Raw genomic sequence first — 26502 nt, forward strand, 5'->3', positions numbered from 1 at the left:
CACCGCCGCTCAAGACCGCGCGACGTCGGCCGTTAAGACAGGAAACGGCCCGTCCGGACCGCCGGCGCAGCCATGCGCGCGCGGCCGGCACGTGGCGCATCACGCTTATCCGAGGTTACCGTGGCAGAGTGCAGTCACTGCGGCAGGACGTTCCTGGTCGGCGGGCAGTCGATCGACGGCCGCCGCTATTGCCGTGAGGCGTGCGCGCAAGCGCATCCGATCGTCGTCGAGGCAGAGCAGGTGCCCGACGCGAAAGTCTGGGAGTACGTGCACGACTGGCGTTACGGGCCGTGCCCGATCTGCCGTCGCGACGACCAGCCGGTCGACGTCCATGCGTCGCATCGCGTCGTGTCGCTGCTGTTCGTCACGCGCTGGGCGACGCGGCGCCATGTGTGCTGCCGGCGTTGCGGCCGCAGGAAGCAGGCGGTCGCGCTGCTTGCGTCGGCCGCGTTCGGCTGGTGGGGGTTGCCGTGGGGCCTCGTGCTGACGCCGATCCAGTTGGTGCGCAACGCGCTCGGGCTGGCCGCGCGCGATCCGGCGGTCGCGACGCAGCAGTTCGAGCAGCTCGTGCGGCGCAAGCTCGCGGCACGCCGGCTGCGGCGCGCACGGCAGGGGGCCGGCGCCTGAGCGCGCGGCCCGGCGGCGCGCGGCGCGCTGTCAGGAGGCCGGCCGCTCGAAGCCCGATGCGACCCAGCGCTCGGCGCTGGCCTTGTTGAGCTTGAACCCGGCCGATACCTTCGCTTCGGCCAGCAGTTCGCCATACGGATCGAATGCCTTGAGCTGCGCGTACGGCTCGAACTCGTCCGGCACGATGTCGAGCGTCACCGACACATCCTGGTCGTCCTCGCCCTGAACCGTCACTTCCTTGTGCAGCATCGCGCGCCGCTGCTGCTCGTGCCGCATCAGCACTTCGGTCGCGGTTTTCACGAGCGTGCGGAACGCGTTTGCGTCCATCGGCTTCGGGTTCTTCTTGTCGCGGCCCATGGTCCACGGCCCGACGAGCGCGGGCTCGGACTCGCCGTCCTTGATCATCTCGACGGCCCAGCCGTCGTCGTCTTCGTTCTTGATGATGCGCGCCGTCCAGCCGTTGTCGCGCCAGAGGCCGTCTTCGTGGATGGAGGTGTCGTCGGGTTGCAGGTCGGATTCGGTCATGAGGAAAGCGGGGGTACGGGCAGCCGGCAAACGGGCGGTGGCGCGCGGCCGGCTTCGGCGCGTCGCTCGCCGCCGGTGGCCCGGCGCGGTATGCAAAGGCGTCGATTTTACCTGCTGGCCGGTCGCTTGGCCCGGATGACCCGCCACGCTGGCCATCCGGCCGATGTCTACGGATACCGGCCGCCATGTGTCGGGCGCTCGAACTGGCGCAAATATCAAACTCGTATTACGTCTCCGGCGGCCGATCCCGATGCCGTCCGATATCCCGCTTGCGCGCGGCTTCATAGAATCGACGTTCAGGCTAAAAGTAGCCTGAACGTCCTTTCAACGCCAAACCGGCCGTGCGCGATCCGTGTCGCGCGGCCGATGAACCACCTGGAACTGCGCATGAGGAAATTCAATGTTCGCGTCGCTTTCGCGTACGACTGGCCGTTGACGCTGGCCGGCATCGAGCAGGTCGCGGGCAGCGGCTGTGCGATCGAGATCGTCGCGGTCTACCGGAGCGTGGCCGAACTGGTCGCGTCGCTCGGCGGTGTCGACTGCGATGTCGTGCTGGTCGACTATGCGATCCGCGGAGACGAGCAGATGGACGGCCTTGCGCTGTTCGACTGGCTGCGCCGCACGCGTCCGAACGTCGGGATCGTCGCGCTGGTCGCGAACGAGAACCCGCTGATCTTCGGGTCGATCCTCGCGATCGGCGGCGTGAGCATCGTCAGCAAGTTCGACGAGGTCGGCCATATCGTCACGGCCATTCATTCGAGCTACAGCGGCGGGCGCTACCTGTCGCCGCTCGTCAGGCGCGCGGTCGACGCATTCGGCGAGCGCGGCGAGGCGCCCGTGAAGCTGTCGGCGCGCGAGATCGAGGTCATTCGCCTGTATCTGTCGGGGGTGCCGATCAAGACGATCGCGCAGCGTCTGAGCAAGGGCAAGCAGACGGTCAGCGCGCAGAAGATCAGTGCGATGAAGAAGCTCGGCGTGAGTAATGACGTCGAGTTGATCCAGCGGGCGGCGGGGCTGGGGCTCGGCACCGGCCTGGCGGTGTCACGACCAGGCCGAGCCGCGTGAGCATGTGTGCGCCGTGCGGCCGCTGTCAGGCCGGCAACGCAAACCGCGTCACCGCATCCCGCAGCGCCTCGGCCTGATCGCGCAGCGAATGCGCGGCCGCCGCGGCTTCTTCGACGAGCGCCGCGTTCTGTTGCGTCACCTGGTCCATCTCACCCACCGCGCGATTCACCTGTTCGATCCCGGCGCTCTGTTCGCGCGAGGCATGGCTGATCTCGTCGAGGATCTCGTTCACGCGCCGCACCGACTGCACGATCTCGGCCATCGTCTCGCCCGCGTGCGTGACGAGCGCCGCGCCTTGCTCGACGGTCTCGTTCGACGACACGATCAGCGACTTGATCTCCTTCGCGGCCGTCGCCGAGCGTTGCGCGAGCGAGCGCACCTCGGCCGCGACCACCGCGAAGCCGCGGCCCTGTTCGCCGGCACGCGCGGCTTCAACCGCCGCATTCAGCGCGAGGATGTTGGTCTGGAACGCGATCCCGTCGATCACGCCGATGATGTCGCCGATCTTGTGCGAGCGGTCGGTGATCTCGTTCATCGTGCGCACGACGTCGTCGACCACCGCGCTGCCGCGCGTCGCGACCTGCGCGGCCTGGCCGGCGAGCGACGCGGCCTGCGCGGCGCTGTCCGCGTTCTGCTTCACGTTCGCGGTCATCTGATCCATGCTCGACGCGGTCTGCACGAGCGCGGCGGCCTGTTCCTCGGTGCGCTGCGACAGGTCCGTGTTGCCGGACGCGATCTCGCTCGCGCCGACGTTGATGTTCTCGGTGCCCATCCGCACGCGCGAGACCATGTCGATCAGCCCGCCCTGCATGGTATGCAGCGCGTGCAGCAGGCTGCCGCGATCGTCGTGCTTCACGGTGACGCGCGCGGTCAGGTCGCCCTGCGCGATGCGCTGCGCGGCGTCGAGCGCCACTTCCAGTTCGCCGCCGAGGTTCGCGCGCACGCTTTTCAGCACCAGCACCATTACGGCGGTCGCGATCCCGCCGAGCACGGCCGTCATCGCGAGCCAGCGGCCGACGCTTTCGAGCACGGCCGAGCGCACGTCGTTCATGTACATGCCGGTCACGAGATACCAGTCCCACGGCGCGAAGCGCTGCACCGCGCTGGTTTTCTCCTGCGGCTTGTCGGCGCCCGGCTTCGGCCACAGATACTCGACGAAGCCCTTGCCGCCTTCCAGGTTGCCGGCCTTCACGATCTCGACGAACAGGTGCTTGCCGTTCGGATCGGTGAAATTCGACACGTCCTTGCCGTTGAGATCGGACTTGATCGGATGCATCACGATCACGGGCTTCGAGTCGTTGATCGAGATGTAGCCGTCGGCGCCGTAGCGCATCGCGGCGATCGCCTCGAGCGCCTTCTGCTTCGCATCGGCTTCCGGCAACGCGTTCTGCTGCGACAGCTTGTAGAAGTGGTCGGTCACGCTCGCGGCTTGTGCGACCAGCGACGCGAGTTGCTCGCGGCGGTCCGTGATCATCGATGCACGTGTCTGCCAGGCGCCGAGCCCGGCGATCACGAGCAGGCCGAGCCACAGGATGACGATCATCGAGGCGAGTTTCTGATTCAGGGAAAGGTTGCGCATGGTGTGTGGTCGGTCGGTCGTGGAAGCTCGCCGTGACGGCGTGACGGGATAAGTGTTTTGACGGCGCCTGGCGGGCGTCACCGTAGACGGGTTATCCCTAGGAACCGGTACCGTGGATGCAAGCCTCTAATGACGACAAGGGTATCTATGCATATGCATAACGGGTATCGCTATACTCACGGGGCGATTGCGTGTGCGCCGCGGGCCCGGCTCGGCGGCGCGGCGGCGAATGAAACCGAAAGGAGGCAACGATGCGAATTCTGGTGGTAGGGGCCGGCGCGGTCGGCGGATATTTCGGCGGCCGGCTGGCCGCGGCGGGGCGGGACGTGACGTTCCTGGTGCGTGACGGCCGTGCGGCCGCGCTGGCGCGCGACGGGTTGCTGATCCGCAGCCCGCATGGCGACCTGACGCTCGCGAACGTGCAGACCGTGCGCGCGGGCGATGCGGGTGCCGGCGTCGCGCCGTTCGACCTCGTGCTGCTGAGCTGCAAGGCGTACAGCCTCGATGACGCGATTCTTTCGTTCGCGCCGTTCGTCGGCCCGCAGACGCTGATCCTGCCGATGCTCAACGGGATGCGTCATCTCGACGTGCTGCGCGACCGGTTCGGCGCCGCGCAGGTGCTCGGCGGGCTGTGCGTGATCGCGGCGACGCTCGATCGCGAGCAGCGCATCGTGCACCTCAACGATACGCATGGCGTCACCTTCGGCGAACTTGCGGGCGGCGAATCGCCGCGCGTGCGCGCGGTGGCCGAGGTGCTCGGCGGCGCGGGTTTCGATGCGACGCTCAGCGACAACGTGGCCGCGCGGATGTGGGAAAAGTGGGTGTTCCTCGCGACGCTCGCCGCAAGCACGTCGCTGTTCCGCGGCTCGGTGGGCGACATTCTCGCCGCGCCGGACGGCCGCCGCCTGCTCGAGACGATGCTCGCCGAATGCAGTGCGATCGCCGAGCACAACGGCCACCGGCCCGACCCGGCCGCGATCGAGCGGATGCAGCGGATGGTGCTGACGCCGTCGCCGCTGACCGCGTCGATGCTGCGCGATGTCGAGAACCATGCGCGCGTCGAAGCCGATCACGTGATCGGCGACCTGCTCGCGCGCCGCGACCCGCAGGCGGCCGATGCGCTGTCGCTGCTGCGGATCGCGTACAACAACTTGAAGGCCTACGAAGTGCGGACGGCGCGCGAGCACGCGGCCGCGTAAGCACCGGAGCGGGCGGCCGTCCGGCCGTTCCGCGCTGCACAAATTTGCCGTCCGGCGCCGTTTGCGGCCGGAATGCGCAAAAAAGTATCGGAAATCAGGCGTAAAGTTGGTGGAGCCGCGCGCTCGATCGACCTACATTGCTTCCCATGCGACCGGTCGCGTCGCCGCGTGAGATACGCGGCGCACGCGCGCAACGAACCGGCCAGCGAGACATGGGAATGGAGACGCCAACAATGATGCACCCCGATCTGGAAGTGGTCGAAGTGCGACGCGACGAGTCGTTCAAGGTCTGGTCGCACGGCTATCCGTATCGCACGATCCGCTGGCACTTCCATCCCGAATTCGAACTGCACCTGATCGTCGCGACGCGCGGCAAGTATTTCGTCGGCGACCACATCGGCTCGTTCGGCCCCGGCCATCTCGTGCTGCTCGGCCCGAACCTGCCGCACAACTGGGTCAGCGACATGGCCGAAGGCGAAACCGTCGAGCGCCGCAACCTCGTGATCCAGTTCGATCCGGCGTTCGTGCGCCGTTGCATGGACGCGTTTCCCGAATGCCGCGACGCGCAGGCGCTGCTCGACGATGCGCGGCGCGGGGTCGGCTTCGACGCGGCAACCAGCGCTGCGATCGCGCCGCTGTTCGACGAGCTGCTGGCCGCGCGCGGCATGCGCCGCATCGCGCTGTTCATGACGATCCTCGAACGGCTTTGCGGGGCGGCCGAACGCACGCTGCTCGCGAGCCCCGCATACGACCAGGCCGACGTCACGCCGACGCGGCTCAGCCATGCGCTGTCGTACATCGGCAAGAACCTCGCGTCCGAGCTGCGCGAATCCGATCTCGCGCAACTGACCGGGCAGAGCGTCAGCGCGTTCTCGCGGGCGTTCCACCGCCAGACGGGCATGCCGTTCGTCCAGTACGTGAATCGTCTGCGGATTGAGTCGGCGTGCCAGATGCTGCTTGCCGACGACGCGAACATCACCGATATCTGCTTCCAGGCCGGCTTCAACAACGTGTCGAACTTCAACCGCCAGTTCCGCGCGGTGAAGGGGATGGCGCCGTCCGAATTCCGCGCGCTGCAGCGCCTGAATGCGCGTAGCCGCGAGCTTGCGCTGCATGCAGCGCCCACCGGCAATCCGCTGCCGCCGCGCGTCGTCACGCCCGGCGTGCCCGGCGTGCCCGAACTCGCGCCGCAGGCCGGATGATCGCCGGGCCGTTGCCCGCCTGACTTTCCACACCGTTTCACCCAGCGCAATCGCGTCACCCCCGGCGCGAGGGGCGCGCTCACCCACGAAAAAGCAGCACAACTAACCGGAGACACCGTCATGACGCATGTATCGCCCGCTTCATCCCCCCGTCGCGCCGCCCGCATGGCGGTGGTTGCCGCGCTCGCCGCTGCAGCCTGGCTGCCCGCTGCCGCCGTGCAGGCCGCACCGCTGCGCATCGGCATGACGTTCCAGGAGCTGAACAACCCGTATTTCGTGACGATGCAGAAAGCGTTGAACGACGCGGCTGCGTCGATCGGCGCGCAGGTCGTCGTCACCGACGCGCATCACGACGTCAGCAAGCAGGTGAGCGACGTCGAGGACATGCTGCAGAAGAAGATCGACATCCTGCTCGTCAACCCGACCGATTCGACCGGCATCCAGTCGGCGATCACGCAGGCGAAGAAGGCCGGCGCGGTGGTGGTGGCCGTCGATGCGAACGCGAACGGCCCGGTCGATTCGTTCGTCGGCTCGAAGAACTACGACGCGGGCGTGATGTCGTGCGACTACCTCGCGAAGGTGATCGGTGGCAGCGGCGAAGTCGCGATCCTCGACGGCATCCCGGTCGTGCCGATTCTCGAACGCGTGCGCGGCTGCAAGGCCGGGCTCGCGAAATACCCGAACGTGAAGCTGGTCGATACGCAGAACGGCAAGCAGGAGCGTGCGACCGCGCTGTCGGTCACCGAAAACATGATCTCCGCGCATCCGAACCTGAAGGGCATCTTCAGCGTGAACGACGGCGGCGCGATGGGCTCGCTCGCCGCGATCGAGAGCTCGGGCAAGGACATCAAGCTGACGAGCGTCGACGGCGCGCCCGAGGCAATCGCCGCGATCCAGAAGCCGAATTCGAAGTTCATCGAGACGACCGCGCAGTTCCCGGCCGATCAGGTGCGCATCGCGCTCGGCATTGCGATCGCCCGCAAGTGGGGCGCGACGGTGCCGAAGGCGATCCCGGTCGACGTGAAGGTGGTCGATCGCGGCAACGCGAAGGGCTTCAGCTGGTGAACGACGTGCGAAACGACGCGAAGGGCGGCGGCGCGGCCGGCGCCCTTCGCACTGAGAAGCCGATGGACACGATACTCAGGCTCAGCCACATCACGAAAAGCTTTCCGGGCGTGAAGGCGCTCGCCGACATTGATCTGGAGATTGCGCGCGGCGAGATCCACGCGCTGCTCGGCGAGAACGGCGCGGGCAAGTCGACGCTGATGAAGATCCTGTGCGGCATTCATCAGCCGGATACCGGCACGATCGAGATCGACGGCACTGCACGCCATTTCTCGGACTATCACGACGCGGTCGCGGCAGGTGTCGGCATCGTGTTCCAGGAATTCAGTCTGATCCCGCACCTCGACGCCGTCGACAACCTGTTCCTCGGCCGCGAGCTGCGCAACCGCTGGGGGGCGCGCGACCGCAAACGGATGCGTCACGCGGCGGCCGCGATCTTCGCGCGGCTCGGCGTGGCGATCGATCTCGATGCGCCGATCCGCGCGCTGTCGGTCGCGCAGCAGCAGTTCGTCGAGATCGGCAAGGCGCTGTCGCTTGACGCGCGTATCCTGATCCTCGACGAACCGACCGCCACGCTCACGCCGGCCGAGGCCGAGCACCTGTTCGCGATCATGCGCGAGCTGAAGCGGCAGGGCGTCGCGATGATCTTCATCTCACATCACCTCGACGAGATTTTCGCGGTGTGCGACCGCATCACGGTGCTGCGCGACGGCCAGTACGTGGCGACGACCGACGTCGCGCGCACGGACGTCGAGCAGCTCGTGCGGATGATGGTCGGCCGCCGGATCGAAAGCAGCTTCCCGCCGAAGCCGGTGCGCGCGGTCGATGCACCGCGGGTGCTGGAGGTTAATGAACTGCAGATCGAACGCGGCGGCCCGGTGAACCGCTTCACGCTGCATGCCGGTGAGATCCTCGGCTTCGCCGGGCTGGTCGGCTCGGGCCGCACGGAAACCGCGCTCGCGGTGATCGGCGCGACGCGTGCGCATCGCAAGGACGTGCGGGTTCGTGGCGCGGCGGTGAAGCTCGCCGATCCGGCCGACGCGCTGCGTGCGGGCATCGGCATCCTGCCGGAGAGCCGCAAGACGGAAGGGCTCGTCACGTCGTTCTCGATCCGCGACAACATCTCGCTGAACAACCTCGGCAAGTACCGGTCGATGCGCTGGCTGATCGACCGCCGCGGCGAGGCGCGCACGACGCACGACGTGATGCGGCGCGTCGGCGTGAAGGCGCCGTCGATCCACACCGAGGTCGCGACGCTGTCCGGCGGCAACCAGCAGAAGGTCGTGATCGCGCGCTGGCTCAACCATCACACGTCGGTGCTGATCTTCGACGAGCCGACGCGCGGCATCGACGTCGGCGCGAAAGCCGAAATCTACGGGCTGATGCGCGAACTCACCGCGCGCGGCTACGCCATCATCATGATCTCGTCCGAATTGCCGGAAATCGTCGGCATGTGCGATCGCGTCGCCGTGTTCCGGCAGGGCCGCATCGAGGCGACGCTCGAAGGCGACGAGATCGATCCCGACACGGTCATGACCTATGCCACGGCCGGCACGCGAGGAGCGACCCATGAACCTGCCTGATTCTTCTTCCACGCCTTCCACGACGCTCGCGGCTACCGCCGGAAACGGCGACGCACCGCCGCCGCGCGCGATGTGGGCGCAACTGCGGCGCTCGACGCTGTTCTATCCGCTCGTCGGCCTGATCGTCGTGTGCATCGCGATGATGATCGCGAGCCCGAGCTTCCTGTCCGCCGCGAACCTCGAGAACGTGCTGCGCCAGGTGTCGATCAACGCGATCATCGCGGTCGGCATGACCTGCGTGATCCTGACCGGCGGGATCGACCTGTCGGTCGGCTCGGTGATGGCGCTGTCGGGCACGCTCGCGGCCGGGCTGATGGTCGCGGGCGTGAACGCGGTTGCCGCGCTCGCGATCGGCATCGCGGTCGGTCTCGGTTTCGGCTTCCTGAACGGCGTGTTCGTCGCGTTCGCGGGGATGCCGCCGATCATCGTCACGCTTGCGACGATGGGCATCGCGCGCGGCCTCGCACTGATCTACACGGGCGGCTATCCGATCGACGGCCTGCCCGACTGGGTCGCGTTCTTCGGCAGCGGCAAGGTGCTCGGCATCCAGGCGCCGGTGCTGATCATGCTCGTGGTCTATGCGATCGCATGGCTGCTGCTCGACCGGATGCCGTTCGGCCGCTACGTGTATGCGATCGGCGGCAACGAGCAGGCGACGCGGCTCACCGGCGTGCGCGTCGCGCGCGTGAAGCTGATCGTCTACACGCTGGCCGGGCTCACGTCGGCGCTCGCCGCGATCGTGCTGACCGGGCGCCTGATGAGCGGTCAGCCGAACGCGGGCGTGGGCTTCGAACTCGACGCGATCGCGGCCGTCGTGATGGGCGGCACGTCGATCTCCGGCGGGCGCGGCGCGATCCTCGGCACGCTGGTCGGCGCGCTGCTGCTCGGCGTGCTCAACAACGGGCTGAACATGATCGGCGTGAACCCGTATGTGCAGAACGTGATCAAGGGCGGAATCATCCTGCTCGCGATCTACATCAGCCGCGAACGGTCGCGGTAACGATCGATTCATCAGTCATCCAGATCATCAACGAAAGAGACAATCCATGACGACACCCGAAGCCCCGCCGCGGATGACCGCGGTCGTTTGCCACGGCCCCGAGGACTACCGCGTCGAACAGGTCGCGAAGCCGCGCCCCGGCGCGAACGAGCTCGTGATCCGCATCGCTGCATGCGGGATCTGCGCGAGCGACTGCAAGTGCTACACGGGCGCGAAGATGTTCTGGGGCGGCCCGAGCCCGTGGGTGAAGGCGCCCGTGATTCCCGGCCACGAATTCTTCGGCTACGTCGAAGCGCTCGGCGACGGCGCGGCCGAGCACTTCGGCGTGGCGGTGGGCGACCGCGTGATCGCCGAGCAGATCGTGCCGTGCGGCAAGTGCCGCTATTGCAAGTCGGGCCAGTACTGGATGTGCGAAGTGCACAACATCTTCGGCTTCCAGCGCGAGGTGGCCGACGGCGGGATGGCCGAGTACATGCGCATTCCGCCGACCGCGATCGTCCACAGGATTCCGCTCGGCGTGTCGCTCGAGGACGCCGCGATCATCGAGCCGCTGTCGTGCGCGATCCATACGGTGAACCGCGGTGATGTCCAGCTCGACGATGTGGTCGTGATCGCGGGTGCGGGCCCGCTCGGGCTGATGATGACGCAGGTCGCGCATCTGAAGACGCCGAAGAAGCTCGTCGTGATCGACCTGATCGACGAGCGGCTCGAACTCGCGCGCGAGTACGGTGCGGACGTCACGATCAACCCGAAGCGCGACGACGCGCGCGAGATCGTCAGGTCGCTCACCGACGGCTACGGCTGCGACGTCTACATCGAGACGACCGGCGCGCCGGTCGGCGTGAGCCAGGGGCTCGACCTGATCCGCAAGCTCGGCCGCTTCGTCGAATTCAGCGTGTTCGGCGAGGATGCGACCGTCGACTGGTCGATCATCGGCGATCGCAAGGAACTCGACGTGCGCGGCGCGCACCTGGGGCCATACTGCTATCCGATCGCGATCGACCTGCTCGCGCGCGGGCTCGTTACGTCGAAAGGCATCGTCACGCACGATTTCGCGCTCGAAGACTGGGACGACGCGATCCGCGTCGCGAAATCGCCCGAATCGATCAAGGTGCTGCTGAAGCCGGCCCGCTGACGCGGCAGGCGTGCGCCTCTCCGGAGACATCATGGAATACGTCATAGGCGTCGATATCGGCACGCAGAGCACCAAGGCGCTGCTCGTCGACCGGCACGGCACGATCGTCGCGCGGCGCTCGGCCGGCTACCAGCCCGATACGCCGCGCCCGCTGTGGGCCGAGCAATGGCCGCAGGTGTGGTTCGATGCCGTGCTCACGTGCATCGCGGGCTGCGTGAGCGATGCGCGCGCGCAGGGCGTGCCGGCCGATGCGATCCGCGCGGTGTGCGTGGGCAGCCTGTACGGCGGCTCGGGCATTCCGGTGGACATCGACATGCGGCCGCTCCATCCGTGCCTGATCTGGATGGACCGACGCGCGACCGCGGAAGTCGACTGGGTCAACGAGAACGTGAACGTTGAGCGGTTGCGCGTGATCACGGGCAACGGCGTCGACAGCTATTACGGCTTCACGAAGATGCTGTGGCTGCGCGACCAGCGGCCGGACGTGTGGGCGAACGTGCGCTATTTCCTGCCGCCGAATGCGTACGTGATCTACCTGCTGACCGGCGAGGTCGCGGTCGATCACAGTTCGGCCGGCAATATCGGCGGCGTGTACGACGTCGCGCGCCGCGAGTGGTCCGACGATGCGCTCGACATGCTCGGCATTCCCGCGACGATGATGCCCGAGCGGCTCGTCGAATCGACGGACATCGTCGGCGGGCTGCTGTCGCAATGGACCGAACAGCTCGGGCTGCCGGCCGGCATGCCCGTTATCGCGGGCGGCGTCGATGCGGCCGTCGCGACCTTCGCGGCCGGCGCGACGCGCACGGGCCAGCATGTCGCGATGATCGGCACCAGCATGTGCTGGGGTTACGTGAGCCGGCACGTCGATGCGCGTCACGGGCTCGTCAGCATGCCGCACGTGTTCAACGGGCAGCGCGACTTGTACGTGTTCGGCGGCGCGATCACGGCCGGCGCGTCGGTCGCGTGGTTTCGCGACCAGTTCTGTCACGCGGAAATCGATGCGGCACGCCTGCTGCCGCACGGCGATCCGCACGTGTTGCTCGAGGAAGCGGCCGAAAGCGTGCCGCCGGGCGCCGACGGCGTGCTGTTCCTGCCGTACCTGATGGGCGAGCGCAGCCCCGTGTGGGACGCGAAGGCGAGCGGTGCATTCGTCGGGCTGAGTCTCGCGCATACGCGCGCGCACCTCTATCGCGCGGTGCTCGAAGGCGTCGCGTTCGCGTTGCGGCACAACATCGAGGCCGGCCGGCGCGGCGCGGCTGCGCTCGACGACCGGCTGATCGTCGTGGGCGGGGCCGCGCATTCGGCGCTATGGATGCAGATCATCGCGGACGTGACGGGCTTCCCGGTGTGGACGATCGAGCAGGACGTCGAAGCCGCGATGGGGGCGGCCTTGCTCGCGGGCGTCGGGGCAGGGCTCGTGTCGCACGACGATGCGCAAGGCGGCTGGGTCACGCTCGTCGAGCGCGCGCGGCCCGATGCCGAACGCGCGAAAACATATGCGGCGCGCTTTACGCTCTACACGGCGCTGTATCCGGCGCTCAAACCGATCATGCACGGGTTGCACACGCCATCATGAAGACACGATTCGATTTCGGCGGTTCGCGGGTGCTCGTCACAGGGGCGTCGAGCGGGATCGGGCGCGTGTGCGCGGTCGCGCTGGCGCAGGCGGGCGCGCAGGTCGTCGCGGCCGGGCGCGACATGGCCGCGCTCGATGCGCTCGCCGGCGAGACCGCGTGCGAGACGATGCGACTCGATGTCGGTGGAGACGAGCATTCGATCGACGCGGCGCTCGCCACGCACGATGCGTTCGACGGCCTCGTGAATTGCGCGGGGATCGCATCGCTCGAATCGGCGCTCGAGGTGAGTGCCGCGCATTTCGATCGCGTGATGGCCGTCAATGCGCGCGGCGCGGCGCTCGTCGCACGGGCCGTTGCACGGAAGATGATCGCGCGCGACGGACGCGGCGCTGCGCAGGCGCGAGGCAGCATCGTCAACGTGTCGAGCCAGGCCGCGCTCGTCGGCTTGCCCGCGCATCTGAGCTACTGCGCGTCGAAGGCGGCGATGGACGCGATCACGCGCGTGCTGTGCATCGAACTCGGGCCGCACGGCATTCGTGTGAACAGTGTGAACCCGACCGTCACGCTCACGCCGATGGCGCAGTTCGCGTGGAGCGAACCGGAAAAGCGTGCGCCGATGCTCGCCGCGATTCCGCTCGGGCGATTTGCGGAGCCGGATGAGGTCGTCGAACCGATCCTGTTCCTGCTGAGCGATGCGGCGTCGATGGTCAGCGGTGTGTCGCTGCCGATCGACGGCGGGTATACGGCTCGCTAGGCAGCGTCATGCGGCGACGGCGCATGACGGGAACCCGCGGTGAATGTGCGGCGCGGCAGCCCTGCGGCTAAACCGGATCCTTGCTCGGCGGGCCGTCCGGTTGCTGCGGATTGTCGTGATGATGGCCCGGCGACGGTGGCGATAACGGATCGTCTTCCGGGTCGCGGTTCGGGTCGGCCGGTGGCTCGGGCGTCGGGGTCGTGTGATCGGTCATGGAGAACTCGCGCAGTGCGTGACGGCGGTGGCGCGGCGGGGCGCCTCGTCTCCGTTATAGCCAATCGGGCGTGCGTTTGCAGTGCGATTGTGGCGGCGGGTGGTGTGTCGTCGGTGCCATCCGTGTCCGGGCGGTTTTCGTGCAGGCACCTGCTGCACGCGGAGCGGGCGATGCGTTGCACCGCGCGATTGCGGTCAGCGCAAATCCGCCGGTGTATCGACGTCGCGCACGATGCCGGAATCGTCGACGTCGAGCAGCCTGACCGGTGCGCTGGCGAACAGCGCGCGGGCGCCCGTGTCGCCGTCGAGGGCGGCGAGTGCATCGAAGTGGTGCGCGGCGAACCCGACCGGATGGCCGCGCACGCCGCGATGCGCGGGCGCGACGATCGACGCGTCGTCGGCGTCGAGCGCGCGCGTGACGGTTTCGTAGGTGGAAGCGGCGATCCACGGCATGTCGCCGAGCGCGACGAGCCAGCCGTTCGCGTCGGGCGTTGCGCGCACGCCGGCCGCGAGGCTCGCGCCCATGCCGCGCATGGCGTCGGGCGCATAGACGACGTGGCAGCCGGCTTCGTTCAGCAGCATCGCGAGTTTTTCGGCGCCGGGACGCACGACGGCGATCACGTCGGCCGTGGCCGCCGCGAGATGGCGGGCAGCCGCAACCGCAACCGGCGTGCCGTCGGGAAGCAGCGCGAGCAGCTTGCTTTGCAGGCCGCTCGGGTCGAAGCGTTGACCGAGGCCGCCGGCGAGGAGGACGCCGGTGGCGAGTGACGCATAGGACATCGGCGCGGGGGAGAGTGACGCAGGTGCTGCGATTGTGCGGGAGCGGGCTGGGATCGACAAGTGAGGATGTTACCGAGGCGGGCGCGTTTCGTCGGAAAGAATGTCAGCGCGCGGCTTCGTCGAGCATGTTTTCCTCGACGGGGCCGTAGATCGCGTGCGATTGATCGTGCATCACGGCCCAATAGCGGTCGCCGAACGACCAATGCCACCATTCCGACGGGTAATTGGTGAAGCCGGCGCCCGTCAGCGCGGTGATCAGCACCTGACGGTTGCGGGCGGCTGCGCGGCTGATGAACGGGTTGTGCGTGTAGCACGCGCCGGATGACTCCTGGTCGGTGGCGTTCATGACGCAGCCCATGTCGAGCTCGATGCCTTCCGCCGAGATCAGCGTCAGGTCGACGGCTGCACCCGTCGGATGGGCGGCGACTTCCGGCGGGGCGACATAGTGGCTCGTGAGTGCGATCAGCGCGTCTTCGTCCGGCAGCGGATTCAGCGTGCGGCGCAGGTGCGCGAGATGTCCGGTGAAGTAGTGCCGCTGCAGGGCCAGCGGGCGATAGCCCTCCTTGACGTACAGGCGCAGGCCGGCGGGGAGCGCGTGCGCAGCGGCAATCAGCCGGTCCGCCACGCCACGACGTACTTTCAGGAAATGCGGGCTCCTGCTCTCGATGTCGCGGCGGCCGAGATCGACCGCGATGCGGTCATGGAAACCTGCGAGATCGACAAATTCCTCGGGCGACTCCAGCAGGGCAATCGACCGGACAACGGGATCGGAAAGCGAAATCACGATAGTGGACGAAATGGCGCGATGACGGTTGTGGGCCACGAGCCGGCGGAGCGACAGGCCGATGTGGTTTTTGTCAGACGAATCGCCAATATGCCAGAGTCCGGCGGAGGATGTGTCGCGGCTTTCGCTGCGGGGCGTGCGTGCTTATCCGAGCGTCTCGATGGACGTGTCTGCGTGGACGCGTTCGTTTAGGGTGTCGCGTTGCGGCGCTTCCCAGGCGCTTTCCGCGATTGGATCGACGGCATCGTCGTAGCGCACGACCGAGCCGCGCAATACATCCAGCGGCCGGATGGCGTTCCGTTGACTACGCATCCGCCCACTTCCTCAACAGGTTGTGATAAATCCCCGTCAATGAAATGACCATTGGATCCTTCGCGCCTTTCTCGGCGGACAGCGCCTGAATCTGCGTATCGAGCTGGAACAGCAGCGTGCGGTCGCCGTCGTCGCGCACCATGCTCTGGATCCAGAAGAACGACGCGACGCGCTCGCCGCGCGTCACGGGCGTGACGTGATGCAGGCTCGATGCCGGATACAGCACGAGGTCGCCCGCCGGCAGCTTCGCCCGATGCGTGCCGTATGTATCCTCGACACACAGCTCGCCGCCGTCGTACGCATCGGGTTCTTCGAGAAACAGCGTTGCCGACAGGTCGCTGCGCACGCGGAAATCCGTACCGCGCAGCAGCCGGATCGCATTGTCGACGTGCGTGCCGAACGTCTCGCCGCCTTCATAGCGATTGAACAGCGGCGGAAACACCTTGAGCGGCAGCGCCGCCGAGAAGAACAGCGGATGGCGTGCGAGCGCGTCCTGGATCGCGTCGCCCACTGCGCGTGCGGCCGGCGCGCCTTCAGGCAATTGCCGGTTGCGTTTCGCCTGCGCCGACTGCGTGCCGGACGTCGCATTGCCGTCGATCCATTCAGCTGCGTCGAGCAGCTCGCGGCATTGCGCGACCTGCGCTTTCGTCAGTACACCGGGGATGTGAAGCATCATGATGCGGATTCCATGCAGTGCGGCTGAGGCTGCGGTTGTGGTGGCAACTGCAGCGCTGCCGCACGAAACGCGTCGATCGGCGACGACGCGAGATACGCGCGCATCTTCGCGACGAACGCGGGGGTAGCGGTGGCCGGCACGCGCGCGAGCCACGCGAGTGCTTCGTCGATGCGCCCGCGCTCGGCGAGCAGCCGCGCAAGGTTGAACTGGCCGCGGAAATCGCCGGCAGCGGCGGCGCGGCGATAGTGATCGAACGCGGCGTCGGGGTCGACCGGTACGACCCAGCCGTCCTCGTGGAAGCCGCCGATCAGGTTGATCGATTTCGCATGGCCGAGTGCGGCCGCGCGCTGGAACCAGTCGAGCGCATCGGCGCGATTCTCGTCGATGCCGTTGCCGAGCGCGAGCGCCGTCGCGTAGTTGTACATGCCCCAGTCGAGCCCCGCCTGCGCGGCGAGCCGGTACCAGTACACGGCGACCGGCGCGCACGCGGCCGTGCCCCAGCCGAATTCGTAGCAACGGCCGAGCATGTTCATCGCCATCGCGTGGCCGGCGCGCGCCGCGTGCCGGAACCAGTTGAACGCGGCCGCCGGATCGCGCGCGACGCCATGCCCGTCGAGCAGGTACTGCCCGTAGACGGCCTGCGCGTCGACGATGCCGTTGTCGGCCGCCGCCGCGACCCACGCGGCGGCGCGCTCGGGCGGCCCGGCCAGGATGTCGGCGAACTCGCGCGGCGACACCGACGCGAGCGCCTTCAGCGACACGGCCTCCATCGATCAGTAGCGCGCGTTCAGCGTGACGAACGCCGAGCGGCCCGGTGCGATCGACGCGTAGTGCGCCGGATACGCCTGGTCGAAGTAGGTGCGGTTGAACAGGTTGTTCACGTTCAGCTGCAGGTCGAGCTTCTTGTTGATCCGGTACTGCGCCATGGCATCGAAGCGCCAGTACGACGGCACCGCGTGCTGGTTCGCGGTATCGCCGAACACCTGCGACATGTAGAACGCGCCGCCGCCGACGGTGAACTTCGGCGTCACGTCGTAGTTCGACCACATCGTGAAGCTGTGCTTCGGCGTGTTCGGGAACTGGTTGCCGTTGCTCGCCGTGTCCTTGCCGTTGTCGCGCAGTTCGCTCTTCATGTACGTATAGCCGCCGAACAGTTGCCACTGCTTCGTGATCTGGCCTGCGACGCCGAGTTCGAGGCCCTGCACGCGCTTGTTGCCGACCATCGCGTACTGGTTGTTCGGCAGCGTCACGCGCGCGTTCGTCGTGTCGATCTGGAACAGTGCGGCGGTCAGCGCGAGCTTGTCGTTCAGCACGTTCCACTTCGTGCCGAGCTCGATGCTGCGGTTCTTCTCCGGCGACAGCTGATCGGCGTTCGATCCGACGCCGCCGCGGCCCGGCGTGAGCGACTGCGATTCGCTGCCTTCGCCGAGCAGCATGCCGGCCGGCGTCGACGACGTCGCGTACGACGCGTAGATGCTGCCGTTCTGCGCGGGCTTGAACACGAGGCCGGCCTGCCAGTTCACGAGCGTGTCGTCACGCGTGGTGGTCTTGCCGCCGTTGGCTTTGGTGTCGGTGAAGCGGGTCGAGTAGTCGTCGATGCGCACGCCGCCGTTCACCTGCCAGCGCGGCGTGATCTCGATCGTGTCGAAGCCGTAGATCGATTTCGTCACGGTGCGGGCATGCGAGTAGTCGTTGTTGCGCGTGATCGAGCCGGCCCACGGGTCGTTCGGATTCGGCGACCACAGGCTCGTGCAGTTGTAGCCCGATGCCGCGCCGATGCCGTTCTGGCAGATCTTGCCGTTCGCGGTGGCGACGTTGTACGTGTCGCGCTTGCCCCATTCGCGCGACAGCTCGATGCCGGTCGTGAAGCTGTGCTTGAACGGGCCGGTGCGGAATTCGCCGAACAGCTCGGTCTGGTTCGCGATGCTGTTGATCGAGCTGTTGCGGGTGTTCGCGCGTCGCCAGACCTTGCCGTTGACCACGTTGCCCTGGCTGTCGTCGGGCTGCGTCCAGATGTAGTCCTGCGTCGATTCCGTGTAGCGCGTGGTGTTGCGGATCGTCAGCGACGACGTGATGTCGTGCTCGATCTTGAGCGTGCTGATGTCCGACGTGGTCTTGCGGAAATCGCGGTTGGTCAGGCCGTAGAAGTTGTGGCGGTCGACGGGCGCCGGGCCGTCGGTGGCGACGCCCTTCGGGAGATTGAAGCCGTAGTAGTACGGGATGCCGCCGTCGGGCAAGTCGTCGGTGGACAGGTGGTAGTAGCTCGCGACGACGCGCGTCGACGTGCCGAGGCCGAACGCGATCGACGGCGCGACGCCCCAGCGTTCGTTGTTCACCGCGTCGCGGCCGGCGACGTCGTTGTTGTGGCTCATCAGGTTCAGCCGGAACGCGGCGTGATCGGCGAACTGCCAGTTGCCGTCGGCCGTGAAGCGGCGATAGCGGTCGGTGCCGAGGCCCGCGCTGGCGGCGGCGGTGGTGCCGAGGTGCGGGGCCTTGGTGATCAGGTTGATGCTGCCGCCTGCGCCGCCGCGGCCGCCGTACGCGCCGTCGGAACCCTTGGTGATCTCGATGCGCTCGGTGTTGAAGATCTCGCGCGTCGTCGCGCCGGTGTCGCGCATGCCGTCGACGAACATGCTGCCCTGCGTGTCGTAGCCGCGGATGAACGGACGATCGCCGAGCGGGTTACCGCCTTCGCCGGCGCCGAACGTGATGCCGGGCACGGTGCGCAGCGCTTCGGTCAGCGTTGACGCGCCGCTGTTCTGGATCAGTTCCTGCGGGATCACGGTGACGGATTTCGGCGTGTCGACGAGCGGCGCGGTGAATTTCGCGGAAGCGGAGAAGTCGGCCTTGTAGCTGTGCTCGGCCTTGCCCTGGACCTCGATCGGCGCGAGATGGCCTTCGGTGCCGGCCGGGGCGGGCGGCGGCGTGCCGTCTGCCGCGAATGCCGGGCTTGCGGCGAGCACGCTGCACAGGGTGGTGAATTTGCCGAGCTTCAGCTCGTCGGGACGTGACTTCATGGTGCCTTCGACCTCGCGGTGTGGCCCCGGGGCGGTGCGCTGCGGAAATGTGCATGCCGCCGGGAATTATTACGATTTGTTTTCAGGCGGCATTCTATGTAATTTCAAGTTAAATGAGAAGCGTTCTTGTTCGCGTTTGTTGGGAAATTGTTGAGGAATGTGGCGGGGAGGTTGCGGGGCGTGCGGGGTGGTGGTTGATGGCCGAAAGGCCAGGTGTGGCGGGCTTGTCGGGCGGGGTAGAGTGGTTCTGTCGCGGATCACCCGCCATGACATCAAGGTGCTAATATGACAGCATTGAAAGCAAATGTGGTGAGGTGCATCATGCCCGTGATTACCGTTCGAAATCTGCCCGACGAAGTGCACCGTGCGCTCCGAATCCGCGCGGCCCAGCATGGGCGCAGCACAGAAGCCGAGGTGCGTAACATCCTCGAGCAGGCCGTTCTGCCGGGTGGCAGGCTGAAGCTTGGGACACTGCTGGCGGAAATCGGACGGGAAGCGGGAGGCGTCGATTTCGACGTTCAGCGCGACAAGACGCTAACCGACCCGATGAGCTTCGAATGATCCTTGTTGATACGAACGTGATGTCCGAGCCGCTGAGGCGCGAGCCGAGCGCAGCCGTGATCGAGTGGCTCGATGCCCAGAACGTCGAAACGTTGTTTCTTGCCGCGATCAGTCTCGGCGAAATGCGCTTCGGCGTGGCGGCAATGCCGGAAGGGCGCAGGCGTGACTGGCTTCACCAAAGCATCGAGCAGCGCGTCGTGCCGCTGTTTCGCGGCAGGATTCTGCCGTTCGACGATGCGGCGAGCAAAGCGTATTCGAGCATTCGAGCGCGGGCGCGTGCCTCAGGCAGTGCGATCGCGCCTGCCGATGTTTTTATCGCCGCGACGGCCGAGGCGAACGGATTGATCATTGCGACGCGCGACGTCGCGCCATTCGAGGCGGTCGGCCTGCGGGTGATTGATCCATGGGCGTCCTAGGCGCCGATTGCCCATCTTTCCACCGCGCGTAAAAAAAAGCGCGCCGGGCTGCCGGGCGCGCTTTCCGCTGAACGTAGGGGCGCCTGACTGGCCGCGCCCCGCTGCTCCTTCTCAATCGACCCCGTGAAACACCGCGTCCTCCGGCCCGAGATACGCCGGCGGGCGCCACGTCGCGTCGCGCATCGAATGCTGGACGAGGTTCTCCACGCCAAGCAGCACCGCGAAGATCGCCATCCGCACCGGAATGCCGTTGTCGGTCTGGCGGAAGATCGCGAGGCGCGGGTCGCGGTTCAGGTCGACCGACAGGTCGTTCGCACCGGGCCGGCTGTCGCGCGGCAGCGGGTGCATGATCAGCGTGTCCGGTTTGCACACCGTATCGACGAGCGCCTGGTTGATCTGGAAATCCGGCGTGTAGCCTTCGAACGACTCGTCGGTGAAGCGCTCCTTCTGGATCCGCGTCGCATAGACGACGTCCGCGCCGCGCAGCCCGGCCGCGAGGTCGGTCGTCTGCTCGATGACATGGCCGTTCGTCGCGATCTGGTCGACGATATAGGCCGGCATCTCGAGCGTCGGCGGCGACACGAGCGTGAACTTGAGCCCGCGGTAGAGCGCAAGCAGCTTGACGAGCGAGTGCACGGTGCGGCCGTACTTGAGGTCGCCGACCAGCGCGATGTGCGCGCCGTCGACGATCTTGCCGAGCCGCGAGAATTCACGCTGGATCGTATAGAGATCGAGCAGCGCCTGGCTCGGGTGCTCGCCGGGGCCGTCGCCGCCGTTGATCACGGGCAGGTTGGTCGCACGCGCGAACTCGGCCACCGAGCCTTTCTCCGGATGGCGGATCACGAGTGCGTCGACGTAGCCGGCCATCACACGGCTCGTGTCGTAGATCGATTCGCCCTTGGCCATCGACGAGAACGTGAAGCCCGTCGTGTCGCACACCGAGCCGCCGAGCCGGCAGAAGGCGGCGCCGAACGACACGCGCGTACGCGTGCTGGCCTCGAAGAACAGGTTGCCGAGCACCGCGCCTTCCAGCACGCGCGAAATCTTGTGGCGGCGCGCGATCGGTTGCATCACGTCGGCCACGCGAAACAGCGCCTCGACCGATTCCCGCGAGAACTGGTCGACCGACAGCAGTTGCGGCTTGCCTTCGAAAAAGAACTGCTTGGCGAGCCCCTGATTATCTACGCTTTGCGTATATCCGCCGCCTTCCGGTACCGAACGCTCGACGATTTCCGACACGAAGCGCTCGACGATCTCGGGCATCCCGCGCGATTCCTGCGAATCGTCGGGCAGCAGCCAGGTGTCAAGCGCACGCCGGCTCACGCCGATGCGGCTGGCGAACGCTTCGCGCGTCATGTTGAGGCGGCGCATGGCGTCGCGGAGGAAGGCTTGCTGGGGAACGGTCATCGGCGGCTCCTGACGAAAAATATACGCGGTGCGTATATTAGTTCCTGGCGCATCGAAGTCAAGGAAAATCTGCGCGAACCGCCTGTGTGGCCCGCCTGACATGCGACGGGTTCGTACTGGCGCGCGGCGGCCGTCTCCGTATAATCAGGTCAGGCCCCGTGCCCAGGATCTCGCCGGGCGCCACGCCGCATACGATTCGCCCGTCGGGCTTGTTGATTCCAAGGAGAATGAGAATGACGCGTACGATTGCTGCAATGCTGCTGGTGGTGACCGCCGCGCTCGCGGGTTGCAACACGGTCGCCGGCATGGGACAGGACATTTCGAAGGGTGGCCAGGCGATCAGCGATACGGCTGAAAAGGCCAAGTAAGCCGACCGGTTCCGGAATGCAGAAAGCGCCGGGCCGCTCCGCGATGGCGGGGCGGCCCGGCGCTTTTTTTGTGGCCGACGCTCGATGCCGGTGGTGTCAGGCGTGCTCGACGAACGCGTAACGGCCTTCGACCTTGCGCGGCGTAAGCCAGCCGTAGTCGGGGAACAGGCGGTTGCGGACGAACCAGACATAGCCCACCAGCAGGACCGTGATCGCGAGGCTCGGCAGCGCGGTCGACGGATCGCGTCCGAGTTCGGCGATGGTCTTCGGCAGCTGCAGCAGCGACAGCAGGATGAACGCGTGGTACGCGCCGACACGATTAGTCGCAAAGCCCCAGATGAACAGCAGCGACAGCGGTACGGTCAGCGCGAGGAACACCAGCACGAGGCCGTTGCCGGCACCGGTGGCGAAGAAGTAGTACGCGAGCATGAGGCTGATCGCGAGCTGGGCGATGCCGAGCGCGATCAGGATCCGGATGTGCAGTTTGTTCTTGCGGCAGCGTTCGGGATCGGGGCGCGACGCGATCAGGCGTGCGAGCACGCGATCCTTGAGCCCCTGTCCGGACAGTTCGGCCAGTGCGTCGGCCTTCCTCGTTCCCGCGGACAGCAGCACCGCGATTCTTGTTTTGGCTTCCTTCCTGTTCATTGCGTGGTGGATTGTTGTTCGATGGTTGTCAAAGGTCCCGGCCACGCGAATATTGCATCTTGCGGGGTGGTGCGCAACGGTTTTGCGGTGCGCGGACACATTCCTACAGTCGCCGGCTGCAAGGCGGGAATGCGGGGATCGACAACCTGGGCGGTGGCACGGAGACGCCGCCGCTTCCGCAACGACGCGATGAGCGCGAGTCAGTCGGTGGCGGCCTGCGCGGCGGGCGCGGGGCTGGCTGGCCGACCCGAACTCGCCGGGTGCGTATCGCGTGCTTCGGCAGGTGGTTCGCGCCGACGCGTCGCGCCGACGACCATGCCGGCGACGACGAGCGCGATGCCCGCGATACGCGTGCCGTTGAGCGTTTCGCCGAACAGCGCGACGGCGAACAGCACCGCCGAAACCGGCGCGACTGCCGTGAACAGGGCGGCCTCGGTGCCGCTCGTGCGGGCCGAACCCGCATACCAGCACAGGTAGCCGAGCACGGTCGGCACGAGCGCGTAGTAGACGATCGCCGACACGGCGCCCACGGTCCAGCCGGTCGCCACCGCGTGCCATTCGAATGCGGCCGGTACGAGTGCGAGCACGAAGCCGAGGCCGGACATCGCGGTGGACAGCGCCAGCGGCGGCCACGGTGCGGCAAGCCGCCGGTTGAGCAGGATGAACACGGCTTCGCACGCGACAGCGGCCAGCACCAGCGCATCGCCGGCCAGCGTGCGAAGCGACGGCAACGCGTGGCCGGGCGCGAACGTGACGAACAGCACACCGGCCGTTGCGAGTGCAGCAGCCACCCAGTCACGCGACGTCTGACGCTCGCGCAGTACGACGGCCGCGATCAGCGTCGACATCGCGGGCAGCGTGCCGAGCATCACGCCCGCGTCGAGCGGCGACGACAGCTTCGTGCCGCAGATCAGCAGCACCGTATAACCGACACCGCCCGCCGCCGCCTGGATGACGAGCAGCACGGCGTCGCGCGTGGAGATGCGCGGCCAGCGCATTCGCTGCGCGCGCATCAGCGCGAACAGCAGCGGCGTCGCGATCAGGAAGCGCAGCGCCGTGGCCGCGAACGGCGGCAGGCCGCCCGCCGCGAGACGGCTCGCGATGACGGTGCTGCCGACGCCCGCCATCGCGGCGGCGAGGTAGAGATAGCCAAGCAGTCGTGTCTTCATGCGCCGCATCGTCGCGTACGGCGACAGTGCGCGTCTTGAACGAAATTGCAGCGTGTGCGGGCGTGTCGAGCGCGGCGTGCGGGACTCGGCGTGCTTGTGCCGCGGGCGTTGGCGGCTGCGGCTGCGGTCACTGCGGTGTCGCCGCGGCTTGCGACGGGGCTGTGTGTCCGGTAGCCGTCGCGAGGGATGACGGCAGTGTCAATCGGCCTGCGTGAACCGCCCCGGCGTGATCCCGAACTGGCGCGCGAACGCACGCGTCAGGTGGCTCTGATCGGCAAAGCCGGCTTCGGCCGCGGCATCGGCGATCGGCAGGCCGCTGGCGAGCAGCGCGCGCGCCAGCCGCGCGCGCGACTGGATCAGGTACGCGTGCGGTGTGATGCCGAGCTCGCGGGCAAACCCGCGCAGCAGCTGGAAGCGGCTGACGCCGCCCAGGTCGGCCAGCTCGGCGAGCGAAACGGGGGCGGCGGGCGCCGCGTCGAGCCGCTCCCGGGCGATGCGGATCGCCGGTGCGACGCCCGCCGGCGGCAGTGTACGGTTCGCGTGCCGGGCCAGCAGCCCGGCGACGAGCATCACGAGCGCCTCGTCGCGGGCGAGCGGCTGGGATTCCCCGGCGACGATGCGCGCATGCAGCCGGCCGACCGAGGCGGCGAGTCGCGTATCGCGCACCGCCGGATGCGCCAGTTCGACGCCGCCGAGGCCTTCTTCCGCCGCGACGCCCGCGACCAGCGCGGGCGCGAGGTACAGCATTCGCCAGCGTCGGCCGGTGCCGGCCTCGATCGGCGAGCCGTCGTGCATCTCGCCCGGGTTGACCATGATCGCGTCGCCTGCCAGTGCGTCGACCTGCCCGCGGCCGCTCCACGACCGGTGCGCGCCGCTGACGATCACGCCGACCCCGAATTCGTCGTGCGCATGGCGCGGAAATGCACGGTCGGATTCGAGGCTGATCGCCTCGATGCCTTCGCCGGTCCGTCGGTAATGGGTGACGCGATGCATGTGCGCTCCTCGCGCCGGTCGCGGCGCGGATTTCGTGCACTTTAGCGCGTTCCGGCGCCGTGCGCCCTTCATCCTTTTGGCCGATACCGCGCGGCGCGCGCAGCCCGCACCATGTGCACATGAGCAGCGTACATGGCCCGCCGGGCCTGAAGCTGCGCGGGAGACGGCAGGTGGAACGACAGGATCCGGTATTCATTCAGGTTGGCGCGCTCGCGGACGGCTTCGCGCCGGAAGCGAACATCCTCGCATCCGTCGACGCGCTCGCCGGGCGGACGCTTGCGCTCGGCGACGCAGCGGGTGCGTGGCGCGTCTATACGTTCGAGCCCGGCGCGCTGCAGTGGCGTGACGCGGCGACCGACACGGGCGGCCGCGAGCCGTGCCGCGTCACGCGGCTGCGCGACGGGCTGTACTTCGTCGACTACATCGATTCGGCCGCGCGCGCGACGTCGGCCAGTCTCGTGATCGATCTCGACAACGGCGTATGGACGTCGGTGGTCGGTGTGCTGCCGACCGAAGCCGACACGCGTATCGATGCATTTACGCGAGTTGCCCGCGGGTTGCCGCTAACCGGCGTCGAGGCCGAGTTCCGGCACGGCACGCTCGGCGGCCACACGCAGCCGGGACGGCTGCACGGGCCCACGCGTGAGCTGATCGGCAAGCGGACGATGTATCGCTACAGTCCGACCGAATGCTACGAGCACATCTACCTGAACGAGAACTTCTACGCTTGGCAGTGCCTGCAGGGTGTCGAAGGCGGCCTGGCCGATGTCGATCGCTGCCATTACTTCAGGATTGCAGACGAGCTGTATCTGTTCGTGTGGCGCGAAAAGGTAGTGCCCACGCTCGGCGTCGTGCTGATCGACCTCGCGCAGCGCAAGACCGACGGCAAGATCTTCGGCTACCAGGGCGGCGATTTCGGCACGCTGTCGAACTTCCCGATCGGTGCCCACGCGCAGGTGCTGAACGACACCGTGCATCCGCTCGGCGGCGAGGCGCAGCGATGAATGCCGTGCCGGGCAGCGGCCGCTTGCGTGCGGATTTCAGCGGGCGCGTCGTGCTCGTCACGGGCGCCGCGCAGGGGATCGGCGCGGCGATCGCACGCCGTTTCGCGGAATCCGACGCGTTCGTCGCGCTTGCCGACCTGAACGGCGAGGCGGCCGCCGCGCAGGCCGATGCGCTCGCGAGCACGGGGGGCGAGGCGCGCGCCTATCGGGTGGATGCCGCCAGCCGTGACGAACTGGGCGCGCTGGTCGCGGCGGTCGAGCGTGACGGTGGCCGGCTCGATGTCGTCGTCCACAATGCCGCGTATTTTCCGCTGACGCCGTTCACGCAGATCGACGAGCCGACACTCGACCGGACGCTGTCGGTCAACCTGTCGGCGTTGTTCTGGCTCGCGCAGGCCGCGCTGCCGGCGTTCGAGCGCGCGGGAGCGGGGCGGCTGCTCGTCACGTCGTCGGTGACGGGGCCGCGCGTCGTGTATCCGGGGCTGGCGCATTACGCGGCGTCGAAGGCGGGCGTGAACGGCTTCATTCGTGCGGCGGCGCTGGAGCTCGCGCGCCGCAACGTGACGGTCAACGGCGTCGAGCCGGGCATGATCCGCACGCCGGCGGCTGGCAATCTCGGCGGCGCGTCGGTCGCGGCGCAAATCGCGCGCGACATTCCGCTCGCGCGGATGGGCGAGCCGGAAGATATCGCGAACGCGATGCTGTTCCTCGCGTCGGCCGATGCCGCGTACATCACGGGGCAGACGATCGTCGTCGACGGCGGTGCGACGTTGCCCGAGAGCGGGGCGGTGCTTGGCGGTGAGTGACCGTCGAGCGGGTAATGAACGGAGGAACAAGGTGGTC

The 26502-nt window shown here is 67.6% G+C and carries 27 protein-coding genes; 15 read left to right on the forward strand and 12 right to left on the reverse strand.

The window, feature by feature from the left end; translation table 11 throughout:
* The first annotated feature begins 120 nt into the window (after nt 1-120).
* The gene (locus BCEP18194_RS27150) at nt 121-627 is read left to right on the forward strand and encodes a hypothetical protein (RefSeq protein WP_041493224.1); all 507 of its coding nucleotides are present in this window, start codon (nt 121-123) and stop codon (nt 625-627) included.
* A 30-nt stretch (nt 628-657) separates the two neighbouring features.
* On the opposite strand, the gene BCEP18194_RS27155 is transcribed toward BCEP18194_RS27150, so the two are convergent.
* A complete protein-coding gene (locus tag BCEP18194_RS27155; protein WP_011354486.1) occupies nt 658-1152 on the reverse strand; it encodes a hypothetical protein in 495 nt (164 codons plus the stop codon).
* 387 nt (nt 1153-1539) lie between these two features.
* On the opposite strand from BCEP18194_RS27155, the gene BCEP18194_RS27160 reads away from it, so the two are divergent.
* Complete coding sequence (locus BCEP18194_RS27160) at nt 1540-2217, forward strand: response regulator transcription factor (RefSeq protein WP_041493495.1); 678 nt, start codon at nt 1540-1542, stop codon at nt 2215-2217.
* 25 nt (nt 2218-2242) lie between these two features.
* Here BCEP18194_RS27160 and BCEP18194_RS27165 read toward each other — a convergent pair whose 3' ends face one another.
* Nucleotides 2243-3796 carry a methyl-accepting chemotaxis protein gene (locus BCEP18194_RS27165; protein ID WP_011354488.1) on the reverse strand — a complete coding sequence of 518 codons (1554 nt, stop codon included), beginning with the start codon at nt 3794-3796 and terminating at the stop codon, nt 2243-2245.
* Between the two features lie 251 nt (nt 3797-4047).
* Here BCEP18194_RS27165 and panE point away from each other — a divergent pair, with 251 nt between their 5' ends.
* From panE to BCEP18194_RS27205, 8 genes are all read left to right on the forward strand, one after another.
* The gene (gene panE, locus BCEP18194_RS27170; RefSeq protein ID WP_011354489.1) at nt 4048-4995 is read left to right on the forward strand and encodes a 2-dehydropantoate 2-reductase; all 948 of its coding nucleotides are present in this window, start codon (nt 4048-4050) and stop codon (nt 4993-4995) included.
* Between the two features lie 233 nt (nt 4996-5228).
* A complete protein-coding gene (locus BCEP18194_RS27175; protein ID WP_011354490.1) occupies nt 5229-6197 on the forward strand; it encodes an AraC family transcriptional regulator in 969 nt (322 codons plus the stop codon).
* Nucleotides 6198-6317: 120 nt separating this feature from the next.
* On the forward strand, nt 6318-7262 hold the full coding sequence (locus BCEP18194_RS27180) for a substrate-binding domain-containing protein (protein WP_011354491.1): 945 nt from the start codon (nt 6318-6320) through the stop codon (nt 7260-7262).
* A 62-nt stretch (nt 7263-7324) separates the two neighbouring features.
* On the forward strand, nt 7325-8845 hold the full coding sequence (locus BCEP18194_RS27185; protein WP_011354492.1) for a sugar ABC transporter ATP-binding protein: 1521 nt from the start codon (nt 7325-7327) through the stop codon (nt 8843-8845).
* Nucleotides 8832-9845: an ABC transporter permease gene (locus BCEP18194_RS27190; protein WP_011354493.1), complete on the forward strand. Its 1014-nt coding sequence runs from the start codon at nt 8832-8834 to the stop codon at nt 9843-9845. Before BCEP18194_RS27185 ends, BCEP18194_RS27190 begins: the two co-directional genes overlap by 14 nt.
* Nucleotides 9846-9891: 46 nt before the next feature.
* On the forward strand, nt 9892-10980 hold the full coding sequence (locus tag BCEP18194_RS27195; RefSeq protein ID WP_011354494.1) for an erythritol/L-threitol dehydrogenase: 1089 nt from the start codon (nt 9892-9894) through the stop codon (nt 10978-10980).
* A 31-nt stretch (nt 10981-11011) separates the two neighbouring features.
* On the forward strand, nt 11012-12559 hold the full coding sequence (locus BCEP18194_RS27200) for an FGGY-family carbohydrate kinase (protein WP_011354495.1): 1548 nt from the start codon (nt 11012-11014) through the stop codon (nt 12557-12559).
* On the forward strand, nt 12556-13314 hold the full coding sequence (locus tag BCEP18194_RS27205) for an SDR family oxidoreductase (protein ID WP_011354496.1): 759 nt from the start codon (nt 12556-12558) through the stop codon (nt 13312-13314). The genes BCEP18194_RS27200 and BCEP18194_RS27205 overlap by 4 nt, the downstream gene beginning before the upstream one ends.
* Before the next feature lie 67 nt (nt 13315-13381).
* Here BCEP18194_RS27205 and BCEP18194_RS41760 read toward each other — a convergent pair whose 3' ends face one another.
* The 6 genes from BCEP18194_RS41760 to BCEP18194_RS27230 form a co-directional block, all read right to left on the reverse strand.
* Nucleotides 13382-13528 (reverse strand): hypothetical protein, encoded by a 147-nt coding sequence (locus BCEP18194_RS41760; protein ID WP_166896045.1) that lies wholly within the window; start codon nt 13526-13528, stop codon nt 13382-13384.
* Between the two features lie 194 nt (nt 13529-13722).
* Nucleotides 13723-14307 (reverse strand): nucleotidyltransferase family protein, encoded by a 585-nt coding sequence (locus BCEP18194_RS27210; protein ID WP_011354497.1) that lies wholly within the window; start codon nt 14305-14307, stop codon nt 13723-13725.
* Nucleotides 14308-14410: 103 nt separating this feature from the next.
* Nucleotides 14411-15091: a M15 family metallopeptidase gene (locus tag BCEP18194_RS27215; RefSeq protein ID WP_063712431.1), complete on the reverse strand. Its 681-nt coding sequence runs from the start codon at nt 15089-15091 to the stop codon at nt 14411-14413.
* Between the two features lie 304 nt (nt 15092-15395).
* Entirely contained in the window at nt 15396-16079 is a 684-nt protein-coding gene (locus BCEP18194_RS27220; RefSeq protein ID WP_011354499.1) for a Fe2+-dependent dioxygenase, read from the reverse strand.
* Complete coding sequence (locus BCEP18194_RS27225) at nt 16076-16849, reverse strand: tetratricopeptide repeat protein (protein ID WP_011354500.1); 774 nt, start codon at nt 16847-16849, stop codon at nt 16076-16078. Before BCEP18194_RS27225 ends, BCEP18194_RS27220 begins: the two co-directional genes overlap by 4 nt.
* Before the next feature lie 3 nt (nt 16850-16852).
* Nucleotides 16853-19096 carry a TonB-dependent receptor gene (locus tag BCEP18194_RS27230; RefSeq protein ID WP_011354501.1) on the reverse strand — a complete coding sequence of 748 codons (2244 nt, stop codon included), beginning with the start codon at nt 19094-19096 and terminating at the stop codon, nt 16853-16855.
* 321 nt (nt 19097-19417) lie between these two features.
* On the opposite strand from BCEP18194_RS27230, the gene BCEP18194_RS27235 reads away from it, so the two are divergent.
* On the forward strand, nt 19418-19657 hold the full coding sequence (locus BCEP18194_RS27235) for a FitA-like ribbon-helix-helix domain-containing protein (RefSeq protein ID WP_041493225.1): 240 nt from the start codon (nt 19418-19420) through the stop codon (nt 19655-19657).
* A complete protein-coding gene (locus BCEP18194_RS27240; RefSeq protein WP_011354503.1) occupies nt 19654-20073 on the forward strand; it encodes a type II toxin-antitoxin system VapC family toxin in 420 nt (139 codons plus the stop codon). Before BCEP18194_RS27235 ends, BCEP18194_RS27240 begins: the two co-directional genes overlap by 4 nt.
* Before the next feature lie 111 nt (nt 20074-20184).
* On the opposite strand, the gene BCEP18194_RS27245 is transcribed toward BCEP18194_RS27240, so the two are convergent.
* The gene (locus BCEP18194_RS27245; RefSeq protein ID WP_011354504.1) at nt 20185-21480 is read right to left on the reverse strand and encodes an aspartate carbamoyltransferase; all 1296 of its coding nucleotides are present in this window, start codon (nt 21478-21480) and stop codon (nt 20185-20187) included.
* A gap of 233 nt (nt 21481-21713) precedes the next feature.
* Between BCEP18194_RS27245 and BCEP18194_RS27250 the strand changes: the two genes are divergently transcribed.
* A complete protein-coding gene (locus BCEP18194_RS27250; protein ID WP_009688930.1) occupies nt 21714-21848 on the forward strand; it encodes an entericidin A/B family lipoprotein in 135 nt (44 codons plus the stop codon).
* A gap of 96 nt (nt 21849-21944) precedes the next feature.
* Here BCEP18194_RS27250 and BCEP18194_RS27255 read toward each other — a convergent pair whose 3' ends face one another.
* From BCEP18194_RS27255 to BCEP18194_RS27265, 3 genes are all read right to left on the reverse strand, one after another.
* A complete protein-coding gene (locus tag BCEP18194_RS27255; RefSeq protein ID WP_041493226.1) occupies nt 21945-22493 on the reverse strand; it encodes a hypothetical protein in 549 nt (182 codons plus the stop codon).
* Between the two features lie 200 nt (nt 22494-22693).
* Complete coding sequence (locus BCEP18194_RS27260) at nt 22694-23662, reverse strand: DMT family transporter (RefSeq protein ID WP_041493497.1); 969 nt, start codon at nt 23660-23662, stop codon at nt 22694-22696.
* A gap of 198 nt (nt 23663-23860) precedes the next feature.
* The gene (locus BCEP18194_RS27265; RefSeq protein WP_011354508.1) at nt 23861-24655 is read right to left on the reverse strand and encodes an AraC family transcriptional regulator; all 795 of its coding nucleotides are present in this window, start codon (nt 24653-24655) and stop codon (nt 23861-23863) included.
* Between the two features lie 170 nt (nt 24656-24825).
* Here BCEP18194_RS27265 and BCEP18194_RS27270 point away from each other — a divergent pair, with 170 nt between their 5' ends.
* Together BCEP18194_RS27270 and BCEP18194_RS27275 are read left to right on the forward strand one after the other, a co-directional pair.
* Complete coding sequence (locus BCEP18194_RS27270) at nt 24826-25659, forward strand: molybdenum cofactor biosynthesis F family protein (protein WP_041493498.1); 834 nt, start codon at nt 24826-24828, stop codon at nt 25657-25659.
* Nucleotides 25656-26465: an SDR family oxidoreductase gene (locus BCEP18194_RS27275; RefSeq protein WP_011354510.1), complete on the forward strand. Its 810-nt coding sequence runs from the start codon at nt 25656-25658 to the stop codon at nt 26463-26465. Before BCEP18194_RS27270 ends, BCEP18194_RS27275 begins: the two co-directional genes overlap by 4 nt.
* Nucleotides 26466-26502 lie beyond the last annotated feature (37 nt).

Origin of the sequence: Burkholderia lata (assembly GCF_000012945.1) — a bacterium.
Taxonomy (GTDB): domain Bacteria; phylum Pseudomonadota; class Gammaproteobacteria; order Burkholderiales; family Burkholderiaceae; genus Burkholderia; species Burkholderia lata.